The sequence below is a fragment of the Burkholderia sp. Ed8 genome, assembly GCF_040761425.1.
Lineage (GTDB): Bacteria > Pseudomonadota > Gammaproteobacteria > Burkholderiales > Burkholderiaceae > Burkholderia > Burkholderia seminalis.
In genome coordinates this window covers 94,935-110,955 of the sequence record NZ_CP142889.1, presented here as the reverse complement: position 1 = coordinate 110,955, position 16,021 = coordinate 94,935, and the positions used below count along the sequence as shown (strand labels likewise).

Annotated in this window: 14 protein-coding genes; 9 read left to right on the top strand and 5 right to left on the bottom strand. The window is 60.7% G+C overall.

From position 1 onward, the window contains the following. Window positions 1-10 precede the first annotated feature (10 nt). From VXM69_RS34755 to VXM69_RS34740, 4 genes are all read left to right on the top strand, one after another. Complete coding sequence (locus tag VXM69_RS34755; protein ID WP_367190633.1) at window positions 11-3,208, top strand: efflux RND transporter permease subunit; 3,198 nt, start codon at window positions 11-13, stop codon at window positions 3,206-3,208. Beyond that, window positions 3,205-4,632, top strand: a complete 1,428-nt coding sequence (locus VXM69_RS34750) for an efflux transporter outer membrane subunit (protein ID WP_226253903.1) — start codon at window positions 3,205-3,207, stop codon at window positions 4,630-4,632. The genes VXM69_RS34755 and VXM69_RS34750 overlap by 4 nt, the downstream gene beginning before the upstream one ends. Before the next feature lie 315 nt (window positions 4,633-4,947). After that, window positions 4,948-5,352, top strand: coding sequence for a hypothetical protein (locus tag VXM69_RS34745; RefSeq protein WP_049036671.1), 405 nt, complete (start codon window positions 4,948-4,950; stop codon window positions 5,350-5,352). A gap of 243 nt (window positions 5,353-5,595) precedes the next feature. Beyond that, window positions 5,596-5,829, top strand: coding sequence for a hypothetical protein (locus VXM69_RS34740; protein ID WP_011549124.1), 234 nt, complete (start codon window positions 5,596-5,598; stop codon window positions 5,827-5,829). Window positions 5,830-6,012: 183 nt separating this feature from the next. On the opposite strand, the gene VXM69_RS34735 is transcribed toward VXM69_RS34740, so the two are convergent. The 3 genes from VXM69_RS34735 to VXM69_RS34725 all read right to left on the bottom strand — a co-directional run bounded on the left by VXM69_RS34735 (window position 6,013) and on the right by VXM69_RS34725 (window position 7,775). Further along, entirely contained in the window at window positions 6,013-6,660 is a 648-nt protein-coding gene (locus VXM69_RS34735) for a hypothetical protein (RefSeq protein ID WP_367190632.1), read from the bottom strand. 184 nt (window positions 6,661-6,844) lie between these two features. Beyond that, on the bottom strand, window positions 6,845-7,342 hold the full coding sequence (locus tag VXM69_RS34730) for an adenylate kinase (protein ID WP_124671143.1): 498 nt from the start codon (window positions 7,340-7,342) through the stop codon (window positions 6,845-6,847). Further along, window positions 7,329-7,775 (bottom strand): GNAT family N-acetyltransferase, encoded by a 447-nt coding sequence (locus VXM69_RS34725; RefSeq protein WP_367190811.1) that lies wholly within the window; start codon window positions 7,773-7,775, stop codon window positions 7,329-7,331. The genes VXM69_RS34730 and VXM69_RS34725 overlap by 14 nt, the downstream gene beginning before the upstream one ends. Window positions 7,776-8,816: 1,041 nt before the next feature. On the opposite strand from VXM69_RS34725, the gene VXM69_RS34720 reads away from it, so the two are divergent. Next, window positions 8,817-9,958, top strand: a protein-coding gene (locus VXM69_RS34720; protein WP_088578745.1) for an IS3 family transposase whose coding sequence is annotated in 2 segments (ribosomal slippage) — window positions 8,817-9,069 and window positions 9,069-9,958 — 1,143 coding nt in all. Because the reading frame shifts where the segments join, the coding sequence is not laid out codon by codon here. A 163-nt stretch (window positions 9,959-10,121) separates the two neighbouring features. Continuing rightward, window positions 10,122-10,610 carry a DUF3592 domain-containing protein gene (locus VXM69_RS34715; RefSeq protein ID WP_367190631.1) on the top strand — a complete coding sequence of 163 codons (489 nt, stop codon included), beginning with the start codon at window positions 10,122-10,124 and terminating at the stop codon, window positions 10,608-10,610. A gap of 768 nt (window positions 10,611-11,378) precedes the next feature. Here VXM69_RS34715 and VXM69_RS34710 read toward each other — a convergent pair. Beyond that, the gene (locus VXM69_RS34710; RefSeq protein WP_034190431.1) at window positions 11,379-11,885 is read right to left on the bottom strand and encodes a helix-turn-helix domain-containing protein; all 507 of its coding nucleotides are present in this window, start codon (window positions 11,883-11,885) and stop codon (window positions 11,379-11,381) included. 228 nt (window positions 11,886-12,113) lie between these two features. Between VXM69_RS34710 and VXM69_RS34705 the strand changes: the two genes are divergently transcribed. The 3 genes from VXM69_RS34705 (at window position 12,114) to VXM69_RS34695 (ending at window position 15,135) form a co-directional block, all read left to right on the top strand. Beyond that, window positions 12,114-13,208 carry an NmrA family NAD(P)-binding protein gene (locus VXM69_RS34705; protein WP_367190630.1) on the top strand — a complete coding sequence of 365 codons (1,095 nt, stop codon included), beginning with the start codon at window positions 12,114-12,116 and terminating at the stop codon, window positions 13,206-13,208. A gap of 72 nt (window positions 13,209-13,280) precedes the next feature. Continuing rightward, a complete protein-coding gene (locus tag VXM69_RS34700; RefSeq protein WP_367190629.1) occupies window positions 13,281-13,910 on the top strand; it encodes a hypothetical protein in 630 nt (209 codons plus the stop codon). Between the two features lie 43 nt (window positions 13,911-13,953). After that, on the top strand, window positions 13,954-15,135 hold the full coding sequence (locus VXM69_RS34695) for an alpha/beta fold hydrolase (RefSeq protein WP_367190628.1): 1,182 nt from the start codon (window positions 13,954-13,956) through the stop codon (window positions 15,133-15,135). A gap of 113 nt (window positions 15,136-15,248) precedes the next feature. Here the strand turns inward: VXM69_RS34695 and VXM69_RS34690 are convergent, their stop codons facing one another. Next, entirely contained in the window at window positions 15,249-15,998 is a 750-nt protein-coding gene (locus VXM69_RS34690) for an SDR family NAD(P)-dependent oxidoreductase (protein ID WP_367190627.1), read from the bottom strand. Window positions 15,999-16,021: the final 23 nt, after the last annotated feature.

The window sequence follows — 16,021 nt, the reverse complement described above, 5'->3', positions numbered from 1 at the left end:
GGAGAACGGCATGGCAGAGTTCTTCATCAAGCGTCCCATTCTCGCGTGGGTGATGGCCATCGTCATCATGCTGGTGGGTGCGGCGGCGGTCACGAGTCTTCCCGTCGCGCAGTACCCCACCATCGCGCCGCCCTCGGTGCAGGTGACGGCCACCTACCCCGGCGCCTCCGCCGACACCGTCGCCGCAACCGTGACCCAGGTGATCGAGCAGAAGCTGAGCGGCATCGACAACGTGCTGTACATGTCGTCCACGAGCAGTTCCGCCGGGCAGGCCACCATCACGCTGACGTTCAATCCCGGCACGAATCCCGACATCGCGCAGGTGCAGGTTCAGAACAAGGTGACGCAGGCCACGCCTACCTTGCCCGAAACGGTGCAGGAGCAAGGCGTGCAGGTGGCGAAGGCGTCGACGAGCTTCCTCATGATCGTCGCGCTCTCGTCGCCGGGCGGCACCTGGAATTCGGTGGATCTCGGCAACATCATCGCGACCCGGATCGAAGATCCGCTCGCGCAGTTGAACGGCGTGGGCGACGTGACGCTGTTCGGCGCGCAGCACGCCATGCGCATCTGGCTCAACCCGGTGAAGCTCCACAGCTTCGGACTCACGCCCTCCGACGTGACCACGGCTATCACGAACCAGAACGTCGAGCTTTCCACGGGGCAGGTAGGCGGCTCGCCGGCAACGGACTCGCAGGCCATCAACGCAACCATCCGCTCGTCGAGTCTGCTTACAACCGCCGACCAGTTCGCCAACATCCTGCTGCGTGAGAACAGCGATGGCTCGCGCGTGCTGCTGAAGGACGTGGCGCGCGTGGAGGTGGGCGGCGACAGCTACGACACCTCGTCGCGTCTGAACGGCAAACCGGCATCCGCACTCGCCATCAAGCTCGCCACCGGCGCCAACGCGCTGGACGCAGCCAACGCGGTGCGCGCGAAGCTCGCTGAAATCCAGCTGCAATTGCCGCAGGACGTAGCGATCAGTTATCCGTACGACACCACGCCGTTCGTGCGCATCTCGATCGAAGAGGTCGTGAAGACGCTGCTCGAAGCAGTCGTACTGGTTTTCCTCGTGATGTACCTGTTCCTGCAGAACGTACGCGCCACGCTGATTCCGACCATCGTGGTGCCCGTTGCGCTGCTCGGCACGTTCGGCGTGATGTCGATGATCGGTTTTTCGATCAACGTGCTCTCGATGTTCGCGATGGTGCTCGCCATCGGCCTGCTCGTGGACGACGCCATCGTGGTGGTGGAAAACGTCGAGCGCATCATGAGCGAGGAGAAACTCGGCCCGAAGGAAGCCACGCACAAGGCGATGGGGCAGATTACCGGCGCGCTGGTCGGCGTGACCACCGTGCTCACCGCCGTCTTCATTCCAATGGCGTTCTTCGCGGGCTCCACGGGCGCGATCTACCGGCAGTTCTCCATCACCATCGTCTCGGCGATGCTGCTGTCGGTCATGCTCGCGCTCACGCTCACGCCGGCGCTGTGCGCCACGCTGCTCAAGCGCGCCGACGTGGAGCACCACGAAAAGCGCGGCTTCTTCGGCTGGTTCAACCGGTGGTTCGCGAGGAGCAATGCGGGCTACAGTTCCTCGCTCGCACGCGTGGTCGCGCGGCCCGCGCGTTACATGCTCCTCTACGGCGTGATCGCCGGCGTCGTGGCGCTGCTCTACGTCACGCTGCCCTCCTCGTTCCTGCCTGACGAAGACCAGGGCTACTTCATCGTGTCGATCAGCGCGCCCGCGGGCACGCCGGCCTCGCGCACGCTGAAGACGGTGGAGACGGTGGAACAGTACGTGCTGAAAGACGAGCCGGGCGTCAAGCAGGTCATCGCCATCAACGGCTTCAGCTTCAACGGTCAAGGGCAGAACAACGCCATCGCGTTCGTGACGCTCAAGGACTGGAGCCTGCGCGGTTCGCGCGACAGCGCGTCGGCCATCATCGCGCGCGCCAACCAGCATTTCGCCGGCAATCGCGACGCGCGCATCTTCGTGCTGAATCCGCCCGCCATTCAGGAACTGGGTACGCAAAGCGGCCTCGACTTCGAGATCGAAGACCGCGGCGGCGCAGGACACGACAAGCTGCTCGCGGTGCGCAACCAGTTTCTCGGCATGGCGTCGAAGGAACCGACGCTTGCCATGGTGCGCCCGTCCGGCCTCGAAGACACGCCGCAGTTGCAGGTGGACATCGACCGCGAAAAAGCCAACGCGCTGGGGCTTTCCATCTCCGACGTCAACGACACGCTGCAGACCGCGTTCGGTTCGTCCTACGTGAACAACTACATCGACACGGGGCGCGTGCAGAAAGTCTACGTGCAGTCGGACGCGCCGTATCGCATGATGCCTGCCGACCTTGGCGACTGGTATGTGAAAGCAAGCAGCAGTTCGTCGGGTTCGTCATCCTTATCGTCTTCGAGCACCGCCACGAGCACGACAGGCTACGACTCGACGATGGTGCCCTTCTCGTCGTTCGCCAAGAGTCACTGGACGTTCGGGCCGCCGCAGATCGAGCGCTACAACCGGCAGCTCGCCACGGGCATTTCGGCTGCCACGCGGCCCGGCGTGAGCACCGGCGAGGCCATGAACGCGGTCGAGCAGCTCGCGCACAAACTGCCGCCCGGCTTCGCTCTGGAATGGACCGGACAGTCCTACCAGGAGAAGCAGGCCGGCTCCCAGGCTACGACGCTCTATGCGATCTCACTCGTCGTCGTGTTCCTGTGCCTCGCGGGACTCTACGAAAGCTGGTCGATTCCGCTCGCGGTGCTGCTCGTCGTGCCGCTCGGCGTGCTGGGCGCGTTACTTGCCGCTCACGGGCGCGGACTTTCGAACGACATCTACTTCAAGGTGGGGCTGCTGGCCACCATCGGGCTTTCCACGAAGAACGCCATTTTGATCGTCGAGTTCGCGAAGGATCTGCAAGCGCAGGGGCACCGCCTCGTGGACGCCGTACTCGAAGCCGCCCACATGCGGCTGCGCCCCATTCTCATGACTTCGCTCGCGTTCGTGTTCGGGGTCCTGCCGCTCGTCATCAGTACGGGTGCCGGCGCCGGCGCACGCCATGCCATCGGCACGGGTGTAACGGGGGGCATGATCGCGGCCACGGTGCTTGCGATCTTCTTCGTACCGGTCTTCTTCGTCGTGGTGCGCAGACTGTTCAAGGAACACGGTCACGCCACGGACTCCGCCGACATCAACGAGGGCAACGCATGAAACGCACACTGATCGCCCTTCTTTGCGCGGTCGCACTGGCAGGCTGCACGCTCGACCCGACGTACCGGCGCCCGGCCGCGCCCGTCGACAGTGCCTGGTCCACCGTCCCCGCGCCGACGCAACCGAAAGCGGCACAGCCCACCGCTGAGGCACCGCTGGGTGCCGACCTCGGCTGGCGCGACTTCTTCAGAGACCCGCGCCTGCAAAAGCTGATCGAAGTCGCACTCGCGAACAACCGCGACATGCGAGTGGCCGCGCTCAACGTGGCGCAGTACGAAGCGCAGTACCGCATCGCGCGCGCCAACATCGGGCCCGCCATCAGCGCATCCGGCTCGGTCACGCGCGAACGCGTGGAAGGCTCCACGAGCTCATCCAGTTCGAGCAGTGCGAACGTGGGGCTCACGTCGTGGGAAATCGACTTCTTCGGCCGCCTGCGCAGCCTCAAGCGCCAGGCGCTGGAGCAATACCTCGCCACGGACGCGGCGCGCACGAGCACGCAGCTCAGCCTGATCGCGACGGTCGCTACCGACTATCTACAGTTGCTCTCCGACGAAGCTACGCTGCAGGTCACGCAGAACACCGTGGATGCGGACCAGCACACCTACGACCTCACGGTGCGCATGATGAAGATCGGCAGCGCGTCGCTGCAGGACGTGCGCCAAGCCGAAAACTCGCTGGCCAGCGCGCGCTCGAGCCTGGCCTCGTACACGCGTGCGGTGGCGCAGGACCGCAACAACCTGGTGGCCGAAATCGGCGCGCCGCTGCCCACCGATCTGCCGCAAAGCGGTGCGCTGATGGAAAGCGAGAATATGTTCGCGGACATCGGCGAAGGCGTGCCGTCGGATCTGCTCACGCGCCGCCCCGATATCGTCGAAGCCGAGCACACGCTGAAGGCCGCCAACGCCAACATCGGCGCAGCGCGCGCCGCGTTCTTTCCGAAGATCGAGCTGACGGCTTCCGCGGGCACCACGAGCAGCAGCCTCTCGAACCTCTTCAAGGCGGGCACGGGTGCGTGGACATTTGCGCCGTCCATTTCGGTGCCCATCTTCGACTTCGGCTACAACCGCGCCACGCTCGACGTAGCGAAAGTCGAGAAGGATATCGACATCGCCAACTATGAGAAGGCCATCCAGACGGCGTTCAAGGAAGTGTCGAATGCACTCGCGGGACGCACGACGTACGTCACGCAGGTGGCTGCGGACCGCGACTACGTGAACGCCGCGCAGCAGTACTACGACCTCGCGCAGGCACGCTACCGCAGCGGCACCGACAGCTTCCTGACCCTGCTCGACGCGCAGCGCACGCTCTACACTGCGCAACAGCAACTGATCACGGACATGCTCGCCAAGCAGTCGAACCTCATCACGCTGTACAAGGTGGTGGGCGGCGGCTGGTCGGAGACGAGCGCGATGGCGCAACGATAGTCATACGAACGGTCGATGGGTCGTTTGCTTCGACAATGACCCATCCGATTCGCCCACACGCCTTGATCCTGCCTCGATTCCACGGCCCGTTTACCGGGCCGGTCTCGGCAGCCGGCCGCCGAGCGGGTGATCGGGCATCGTTGATTTTCACGGGGCATCGCTGCATGTCGAACGGATAGGTGTACGGATTCCTAGTGTGCGATCAGGCCGCCTCGATCTGGCATGACGAGAGACACGATTCAGTCACGAGCGAGCAAATTGGAAAACAAGAGACGATCAATGCGACGAGTCGGTCGATCGCGCCTAACGAGAGAAATGTTTCTGCCGTTGCCAACGGAAAAGATCCATGCGCTGTCACTGGAGAACCACCTCGCCCTGGCCACCGTGCGGGGTGGGCGCGGGGACCTCGACCAGGTCATTTGCCTGGTTCGCGTGGTGTACCTCGCGTTCTATCTGCGGGATGCGACCTCGACTGGCACGGACCTTGATCTGTACCGGCGCGCGGAAGCAGCGCTCAATGCATGCGTCACGCGTGTGGATCGAGGGGAGCGCTGCCTGCTGCTCGATCACGAACTGGCGATCGTCGAGCAGATCCTCGTCATCCATGACGAGCAGTTGGCCGCCATCCCGTGGCATCGCTACCTGGACGCTTGGGAGCGACTGCGATACTACATCGCGAACGGAAAATGCTCGCCAATCGCAGCCGCAGCGAGCATGTAACCCCATCGACCGAGAGGGAATTGTCTGCATTTGAACGAGTATGGGCCTGACCCGCGGCGGGATTTTGCAGCCACACTCGCTGAGTATCTTGGCCTCGGCGCGACTGCGGAATCATTCCCGATTAAATCGCTTCTCGCGCAGCGTGCCGTTGGAACCTTCAACGGAGTCGTTCTGCCAAGGGCGGCAAGAACGAATACAGCGTGTACGATCTGGTCTTCAAGAAAACCATCCAAGGAGAGTGGAATGAATCCGGAACAGGCCCGAGCCGAAGAAACCCAAGCGATGGAGCGCATGGTGGCCGCCACGCTGCGCGTGCAGAGCACGTTCGCCTCGATGCAGAAGCAATTTCCGCCGCAAGGCAGCGGCGAGCCTTCGCCGTTCGCGCTGCAAACCTTCGATGCCGCCCTGCAGGAACTTGAAGACGCACAGGCCGCGTTCGATGCGCTGCTGAACGATCTGATCGACGGTAACCGCTAAAGGCTACGCCCTTATCTGCACCGATTATCGACGATCTAAAAAGCTGTGTCGAACGGCCGTTCGTGGCCGAATGCTGCCAGATGTGGCCGGCCGTAGCCGACCCGAAGCAGCCATCGGGCTATCCCGGAAGCAGCCGTTCGCGGGACGCAGAGCAGCGACAGGAGCAATCGTGGCTCCCCTTTCTTACGAGCTACTCGTTCCTCCATTCAGCTGGCTCAAAGAACCCCAGATATAGAAAGTCGGGGTGCGCCGCCGAACCCCTAAACGATAGATGCCGATGCCGCTCGTGAGATGGTGATCACCTAGGTGCGGGGCCTGCAATTGCCACGCGTTCCATAGAACTTCTGATTCGTTGAACGCATAGCCGTCCTGCGCATAGCATACCGTCGGCGGCTTCTGGCTGCCCTTTGGACCGAAAGGCGCGAGGTAGATGGCTGATGTTTCTAGAAGCGAAGCATCATCGCTCGGGTTTTGATGGCCTCGTGCTTGGGCGATCTGTTGAGCCAGTTGCGATAGAGATTCGGGCCTTTGGTCATACCAGTTCAACGATTCGAACTGCGCGTAGCCCAAGGGAAGATCTGGCCTGTGAATGCTAGCCTCGAGCTCAGTGTATTCATCGGTTCGCAGATAATGCGCTCGTGACAAGAACAAGGTGCGTCGCACGCGGTAGTAGCTAAAGGTGCCGGACAGGTTCTCCATGCCCCAGGCTTGCTTGTGTGGCCACCAAGCGTCATACATGACCGCATCTGCATCAAACGCGATCACGCGAATAGGATGCTCTGTCCAGTCCGTTTGGAAAACAGCACCAAGTTCAAGTGGAGGGTAGTTCATGTATGACTAGGCATCTCACACGGTTTTGTGACTGGGAGTGGCCAAAGACCCATACGCAATTGTCAACGATCTGGACGTTGAAGTCGACCGACCGCTTGTGGCCGCTATCCGCCAGATGGACGACTGTCACCCCAGAAGAGGCGGCCACAGGCGGGAGATCGGAACATCACGAAATCGACATTCGTCAGAGCGGCAACTGACCGATGAACTCAGTTACTGCATCACGCGACAAAAGAATTTTCTTGTCTCCACTAAAGCGATCGAAAATAGACCGGTGGGCAACATACGAGCTTGACCCGGTCCGGGATCGGTAAGTCGCGGCCCACACTTGCAATGCGTCGAAAGCCTCCGGGGATCCGTTGCGGCGAACGCCTCGCCGACGAATATTCGCCACGCATTCGGCTTCGTCGAGGCGCAACCAGATCAACGCGCTCGCGTCTGCCAGAACCTCGCTGACGAGCCATCCGTAGATGCCTTCGATCACCCAGCGATCGGCCTCGGCAGCAAGTTGCAACCGGCGAATCGCTTCCGTGCGCTCTCGAGCAACGTCGTACCCGCCAGGAAGCCAATGAATCAGGTCGAGATCGACGTAGGCGGCACCGGAATGGCCGGCGATGCGCTCCGCCAGCCAGCTTTTGCCGGAACCCGAATTTCCGATAACGAGCGTTCTAGTCAGGTCCATTCGGTGCAAGTGCATGAAAGTCTTTCAGCCGGATTTCAAAGTGTGCGCGCCCATGAATCTCTGCGATCAGGCGAAATCCGCATTTTTCCGCTACCCGAACAGAGGCCCGATTCCCAACCGAGCATGAGGCTGCCATGCTTACGATCCCGCCAGAGCCAAACGCCCGTTGCAGCAGTTCGCGAACCGCCGGAGCCGCATAGCCATTTCCCCGAAAGGCGGGTAACAAGAACCGTCCACAATCAGCCGAACCGGCATCCCGAACTGTATATCCGACGCTTCCGATCATCCCGTCCACGTGCTGAAATTCAACGGCATAGAAGAACCGTACCCGCTCCGCAGAACGTTGCTGTGCTATCGCGTCAGCCAGAGCCCTCTCGCATTGCTCTCGCGTTCGTGGGAGCCATGACACATAACGTGCAACCGGAGAGCTCATTTGCAATTCGCAGAACCGATCGGCATCAGACGGCGCGTGCTCACGGAGTCGAATACGGTATGAGTTCATCCTGATACGCCGACGTTCGGGAAGCCAAATTGCCAACGATTCATCCGTGTGCGTCGATTGTCAGTTTCTGGTCGAAATGAAGCGGACACCACGTTACGAACCGCGGACGTCGGCGCGAGGAAAAAATCCGCGACTTCCGAATAAACGCTCCGAAGCGACATTTCCCTGGGTAACTATCGCACAGCATTCGGAATGACCGAGCGCGGATAATGTAGCCATTGCGGCGTCAAGCAACATTCCGGCTGTGCCTGCCCCCTGATTGGCGGGTGCTGTGGCCACAACAGCTATTACCGGACATCCATAAGGCTGATAGTCGCAGACGAGGCACGCTGACTGGAGACCGTCCGTCTGCTCAACTATCCACGATGCTTCGAAGATCCATTCGCCATACCGGCCGCTAAGAATCGCTGTTGCCATTAACGCATACTGAGTTTCAGTGTGTCCAGCATCGTCGATCGTTCCATGAAAGGCCGCGAAGAAAAGCAGCCCGAGCGCCGGTACGTCACCAGGCTGTACGTGGCGGACAACGGCTGACAACGCAACAGGCCGATGGCGGCTGTCGGACAGTGTGCACTTCCAAAGTTGCGCGCTACGCTCGCGGGTCGAGTTTTGCATCGCCGGACCTTTTACATGAGAAGGTTACTTTGACGATTCGGGGATTGTCGACGATATAGAGGCCGTCGTCGACGGTCTCTTTATGGCCGACCTCGGCCGGCGGCCGGGCCACCGCCCTGTGACGCGCAACCGGCCGCTACCGGCCGGATGGCGAACTTCGTGCGATCCCGTCCGGCCCACTGGTAAACTCGGCCGGCCAAAGCAACTTTTTCCGTTCACATGAGCACCTAACTCGCAGCAGCACCTGCAACCGTCACCCCAACGATGCAGCAGTACTGACCCTGACCCAAGAAATAGTCCGGTGCAAAAGTAGAGAAATTCGGCATGATGTGTCCAAGCGGACACGAAGGCCATGCCATGAAGACGAGCAAGTTTACGGAAGAGCAGATCGCATTTGCCCTGAAGCAAGCCGAGCTGGGTACGAAGGTCGAAGAGATCTGCCGCAAACTCGGAATAAGCGAGGCGACTTTCTACAACTGGAAGAAGAAATTCGGAGGGTTGGGGCCTTCTGAGCTGCGCCGCTTGCGCCAGCTCGAAGAGGAAAACGCGAAGCTGAAGCGGCTCGTGGCGGACCTGAGCCTGGACAAGGCCATGTTGCAGGACGTACTCGCAAAAAAGCTCTGAAGCCTGCCCGTCGGCGCATGTTGATCGATGAATTGCGTGATCGCTATCGAACCAGCCTGACGAAGACTTGCGCGTTGTTTGGCATGTCTCGTTCGCTGTATCGGTATCAGTCGGTTGCGCGCGATTCGTCGGCGCTGCTCATGCGTATCAAGGAAATCACCGCCACGCGCGTGCACTATGGGTATCGGCGCGTTCACGTGGTCCTGCGACGGGAAGGCTGGCGAGATAACTGCAAGCGCGTCTACAGGCTGTATCGGGCGGAGGGCCTTTCACTGCGGCATAAGCGACCACGACGTAACAAATCGGCTCGGCTGCGACAGCCCAAGCATATCGTGACCGCGATCAACGAAATTTGGAGCATGGATTTCGTTGCGGATGCACTGTTCGATGGGCGACGCCTTCGGACTCTGACCGTCGTCGACAACTACACACGGGAATGCCTGGCCATCGAGGTTGGACAAAGCCTGAAGGGAGAGCATGTGGTCGAAGCGCTGACGCGTATCACCGCCATGCGCGGGCACCCTGCCACGATCAAGGTCGACAACGGCAGCGAGTTCATCTCGAAGGCAATGGATCGCTGGGCGTATGAACATGGCGTCGAACTGGATTTCAGCCGGCCGGGCACGCCTACTGACAACGCCAAGGTCGAAAGCTTCAACGGGCGCTTCCGGCAAGAATGTCTGAACGCGCATTGGTTCTTGTCATTGGCCGACGCGCAGAGCAAAATCGACGACTGGCGCACGTACTATAACGAGGTGCGTCCCCACTCTGCATTGCAGTGGATGACGCCCGCCGAATTCGCCCGTCAGGCAAGGGAATCCGCCTCGCCTGACAACTCAACCAAGCCGGAAATCTCCACTTCCGACCGGGACTAATTCTGGTTCAGGGTCACAAGCCGGAAATCTCCACTTCCGACCGGGACTAATTCTGGTTCAGGGTCAGGCCCGTCTGTCCCCGTGTACGACTTCAACCAGGCCAAAAAAGAGCGATCTCAACCGAGACAACGGATTACAAGTGAAAACAAGGACAAATACGCGGATGTCCATCATCGTCTGGACAACTCTAGTTCTGGCGGGGAGTGTCATCGTCTGGATCGGAAACGCGACCGCGTCGCGAGTCTATTTCGTGATAGTAGAGCGGTCATGGTCCTCGACCGACGCGACCGTTCTATCATCGGAAACAATTTCTCGATCCCAGAAGAGCGGGAGGATCTGGACACCGTCGTGGACATACTCGTATATCGTGCACGGTCGTCGATATGTGAGTCAAAGTAGCAGCACCATTTACGGTTACAACGCGACATGGTACGGATCGCAAGAACTTGCCAAGCGAGCTGCGCTATCCCGCCCTGCTGGCTACACGCTGCCAGCTTACTTCGACCCGGCCGATGCCAGTCACTCGGTCTTGGACCGAGCAACGTGGCGAGGAGAGGACTGGGTCACGCTGGTTCTTCTTCTGCTGCTGCTCGCTTCAGTTGCGAAGGGGCTTCAAAGCTTCTGGCGGGCCGATTCGAAGAGGGACGGGTAGACTACGCGCAACCGGTTTAGAGGCAGTCATCGTCGATCAAGGCGGAGCTCACGCCACACTTGCATTCCCCGATACCAACCGACAATGGGTATCAGTGTCGCCGCGCCGAAAGTTAAAATCATTGAAACGGCAAGTAGATGCTCGCCCGCAACCGGCCTGCAAACAAACCCTAAAACGACGACGGACGCGAAAAGCGCACCAAACAAAATGGCGGCAAATCGCAGAGACGCTATTGAGGCAACGCCCTCAATGCGCCCACTCTGATGGTCGCGCCAACCCTCCAATGTTTGCCAATCGTTCGGATTCCGGAGTACTGCGGTTACGATCATTCCGCTCTCAACTCGAACAGTTCCGAGAATCTGCACAGCGTATTGTCGCTGACCGTCTATGGTGGCATTGAATGTCGTGTTCGTCCCGAACCTTGTTCGGGTCGTTGCCGCGCCCGACACATCATCGATTGCCGCTGTAACTCGGTAGAGCTTCACTTTTCTAACGCCCCAGTCATCCATCGACACTGATTGTCGACGATTCAGGCAATCGCGTCGAGCGACGCTTCATGGCCGAACGCGGCCGGCCGCCGCCCCGAGACGCGCGCCGAGCGCAGATCGCCCCTCAGTTGCCATTCGAACCCGCGCATTCGTAAAGGCCGGTTCCCAGGGTGCAGCTCCTTTGAGCCGGCTAGTCTCGAACCGGCGCGGGCTCGGTGCACTTACGCGCCGACCCACCAACGGAGCCGGCGTGTATCGCGAGAGATCGGGTTGGTCTTCATCATGCCCGCTGGCGGCGGCGCGCACCTTGCGCCAAGCGCCAACGCAGCAAATCGTCCGCCCCGGGGCCTTCCTCGATGATCAGATCAGCGGTGCCGACCTCCTCGCCCGTGTTTTGATCGATAAAGCCCAACCGTATCTCGGCGCCGGTCTTCCGGTTCACGAACTTCATCGGCGGCGCCGACGCTCCGGAAACCCCCAAGCTATCTCCTATCTCGGCGAGCACCGGCATGACTCGAGCGATCTGCCAACCTTTCCGGGTCAACAGATATTCAAAGCGATCCGGGTTGACCTGATAGCGCTTGCGCTCGACGAGGCCGTTGGCCTCCAGATGCTTGAGCCGATCGCTGAGTGTCGCATTGGTGATGCCCGACGACTGGCGAAACTCGTCATATCGGCTGAGTCCAAGGACGAGATCGCGCAGGATCAGCAAAGCCCATCGGTCGCCGATCACCGCCATCGCTCCGGCGATCGGGCACACCATTCCATCGAAACCCTTCGAGCGCATGCGCTGTATCCCAAATAGTCCGACGATCGTCGTCGGGTAAGTCTCATTATAAGAGTAACAACGCCTCGACAGAACGATCCCGCGGGCACCACGGCCTCGCCCTGCTTCCGGGAACCGAAAAGCACTTGTCGGGCAGGCCAGTAACTCTCATAATAAGAGTTACTGGCCTGCCCCGGATTGGAAGACGCCGGTCCGGATGCCCGTTCAATCAAACTCGAGGAAACGAACATGACTTCCCACGCCACTTCCAGGATTTTCGTCGTGGGCGGCACTGGCGCGCAGGGGCTGCCCGTCGTCGGCGCGCTCGTCGCCGACGGCAAGTATTTCGTCCGGGCCTTGAGTCGGAACCCCGATTCCCGGCGGGCCAAGGCGTTGCTTGCACTCGGCAACGTATCGATCCTGAAAGGCACATTCGCCGACGAAGCCATCCTGCGAGAAGGTTTCCGCGGCTGCGACGGGGCATACATCAATCTCGACGGATTCAACACCGGAGAGAAAACAGAGATCTATTGGGCGATCCGTTGCTACGAAATCGCGCTCGAGGAAGGCATCCAGTTCTTCGTGTACGGCAACCTCGACTACGCACTCAAGAAAGCCGGCTACGACTCCCGTTTCCGCGCGGGCCACTATGACGGCAAAGGCCGCATCGGCGAATGGATCCTGTTCCAGAACCAGACGAACCGGGACCGTATGGGCGCCGCCGTGTTCACCACGGGGCCGTACATGGAGATGGCGATCTCGGCGATGACGCCGATGACGCCGTTCGTGGAGGACGGCGTGGTGACCTGGCGCGTGCCGCTCGGCAACGGCGCGGTGCCGCATGTCGCGTTGGACGATTGCGGCTATTACGCACGCTGGCTGTTCGACCATCCGGAGCGCGCGAACGGCATGGACCTCGAAGTCGCGATCGAGCAGGTCGAGTACCAGAAACTGGCCGAGGCGTTCGAGCGGGTGACCGGGCATCCGGCGCGCTATATCGACACGGATCTGGACACCTACTGGAACGGCCCGCTCAAGATGGCCGCGAGCCGGCCCGCTGGATACAACGCGGATCCGAATGACAAGAGCACGATGAGCTTCCGCGACAACTTCACCGGGTTCTGGAACATCTGGAAGCACGGTGTGATCCGGCGTGATTACGAGCTGCTCGATGAAATCCATCCGAATCGAATCAGGACGGTCGAACAGTGGCTACGCCGTGAAGACGAACGCGGCCGGCAGCAAGGGATAGGCAGCCTCTGGGAGCGCGTACAGCCGGAAAACCTGTTCAAGTCGACACCGCTTCTGAAGCTGTCCGAAGACGGCGGAAAGGGCGCGCTGTAACGCTTGGGCAACGCATTCGGATCTTTTCCTGAAAGCAAGCTCGAAAATTAGGTTAACTAATAGAAAGTTAAAATGGATCAGCCAATTGAAACGCAAAAGAGCCGCGGAACGCGCGTCCTGCTGGGCGTACTGCTCGTCTGGGGGCTGGCCGTTGCCGTCGCCGCCAAATTCGGCATCTTCCGTGCCGTCTACCCGCTGTGGCTCGCAGGGCTGATCGCGTTGGGCATCGTGGCACCGGTCGTCGTATACGCACTGTCCGGAAGGTTTCGCGCCTACATCGAGACCATTGGGCTGCGAACGCTGACGGCATTCCATATCTGGCGCATCGCGGCCGCGCTGGTCTTCTTCTGGTACGGAGCGCACGACCTCTTGCCGGAAGCCTTCGTGCGAAATGCGGGATGGGGCGACTTCATCGCCGGATGGCTGGCCCTCGGCGTCACGCTGCTGCCGAAGACGCGCAACCGATATCTGGCGTTCCATCTGTTCGGGTTTGCCGATTTTGTCGTCGCGGTCGGTACCGGGCTGACCTGCTTCCTGCTCAACGATCCACGCATGTCCGGCATCCAGACGCTGCCGATGGCATTGATCCCGTTTTACGGCGTGGGTATTTCCGGGGCGAGCCACATCATGGCGTTCGACCTGCTGCGTCGCCAGCCCGTCGTGCCGGACTCCGCGGTAAAGCATGCCAATCCAACGGCTTGAGCCGGACCAGGGCGCACACGCCCTCTTCAACCAGGAAATCATCATGAAGTCTCGTCTTACCCGTGCCGCAGCCGGCACGCTGCTTGGCTTGTTGCTGTCAAGCTCCCTGTGCGCGGGTACCGCAGCGGCCCAGTCCAACGTGCCGTCCGCTGCTTCCGCCAACGGAGCCACGCCTTGGGACCAGCGCGTGAATCCGGCGGCTGTCCAGAGCGATGCCTGGTTCGACAACTACAGGTTCCGGGACGGCGAGACGCTGGCCCGGCTAAAGCTTCACTACGCGACGCTCGGCACGCCACATCGCGATGCACAGGGAGCCATCGACAACGCCGTCCTGGTCCTGCACTGGACCGGTGCGGACAGCCGCACGCTGCTGAGCCCGACTTACACGAAGGCGCTGTTCGACGCGGGGCGTCCGCTCGACGCGCGGCGCTACTATCTGATCTTTCCCGACAACGTGGGCCACGGGCAGTCGAGCAAACCCAGTGACGGACTGAAGGCGAAATTTCCGAACTACGATTACGGCGACATCGTCGATCTTCAGCACAAGCTGGTCACCGAAACCCTGGGCATCGGGCATCTGCATGCGATTCTCGGCATGTCGATGGGTGGCATGAACGCGTGGCAATGGGCGGAGACCTATCCCGGCATGATGGACGGCGTGATGCCGGTGGTCTCGCTGCCGATTTCGGTCTCAGGTCGCAATCTGCTGTGGCGACGCATGGTGATCGACGACATCCGCTCCGATCCGGACTGGAAGAGCGGCGACTACACGCAAACGCCACGCGGCTGGGTCGATGGTTTCAGGGTGCTGCGGATGATGATCGACAGTGCGCCCGCACTGCAGCAGGAAATTCCGGACGGCGTGGCAGCGGACAAGTTTCTCGCGGCCACCCGCTTCCAGGCGGAGCACGTCGACCCGAACGACATCCTGTATTCGCTGAAGTCGTCATTCAGCTACGATCCCGAGCCAGCGCTCTCAAGGATCAAGGCCAGGCTCTTCGCCCTGAATTTTTCCGACGACGAGTTCAATCCCGACACGCTACAAGTCCTCGAGAGACTCGTCCCAACGCTTCCGCAGGGCCGGTACGTGGTGCAACAGGGCACGTCATCGTCGACCGGCCATTTCACCATGACGCGTCCCGACCTCTGGGCGCAACACGTGGGTGAATTCATGCAGTGGCTCGGTGACATGCCTTTGCAACCGGGCAGTACGAAGCCCGGTTGATAGCCGATTCATCCAGGCCATGACGTAATCCACGCGGTGGGAGGCTGCAACAACCGTGTCCGAACGTCTATGCAACAGATGAACGTGTCCATGGAAAGACCGGGCCGGAGCGGTTAAGCAGCAGTTCGTCCGCCGTTAACTCTCAGAACTTCTCCGGTCATGAAACTCGCTTTTTCCGACGCCACAAAAATGATTGCGTCCGCAATCTCTTCAGGCGTTCCCGCACGTTTAAGCGGCACGGTGGCGAGCATCGAGGCCTTGCTCGATTCGGAGCCCGTTATGCGGTCGAGCATTTCAGTCTGGATGGGCCCCGGAGCGACTGCATTGACTCGAATATTGAATGCGGCTGTCTCGAGCGCGGCGGATTTCGTCAGACCCTCGACCGCATGCTTGCTGGCGACATACAGTGCGTTCCTGGGGGCGCCGCGAATACCCATCGTCGACGATACATTGACGATGCTCCCGCCGCCCTGGGCTGCCATGGCGCGGATCTCGTGCTTGAGCGCCAGCCACGTGCCGAGCACATTCGTATCGAAAACGAAAGCGTATTGATCGACGTTCTGTTCAACTATCGGTGCCGGATCGCCCTCGTAACCGGCGCTGTTCACCGCAATATCCAGGCGGCCAAAGCGGGAAATGACGCGGTCGACCAGGCCTTGGACCTGGTCCTCGAAGCGCACGTCTGCCTGCACAAATTCCACTTCGGCACCAGACGAACGCAGTTGGTCTGCGAGCTTCCTGCCCTCTTCGAGTCGACGGCCCGAGATGACCAGCCGAGCTTTCTCTTTCGCGAAGGCAATCGCGGTTGCGCGACCAATTCCAGAAAGCGCTCCCGTCACGAGTACTACGGGCGAATCATTCATTTTCCGACTCCTTTTGCAGTCCA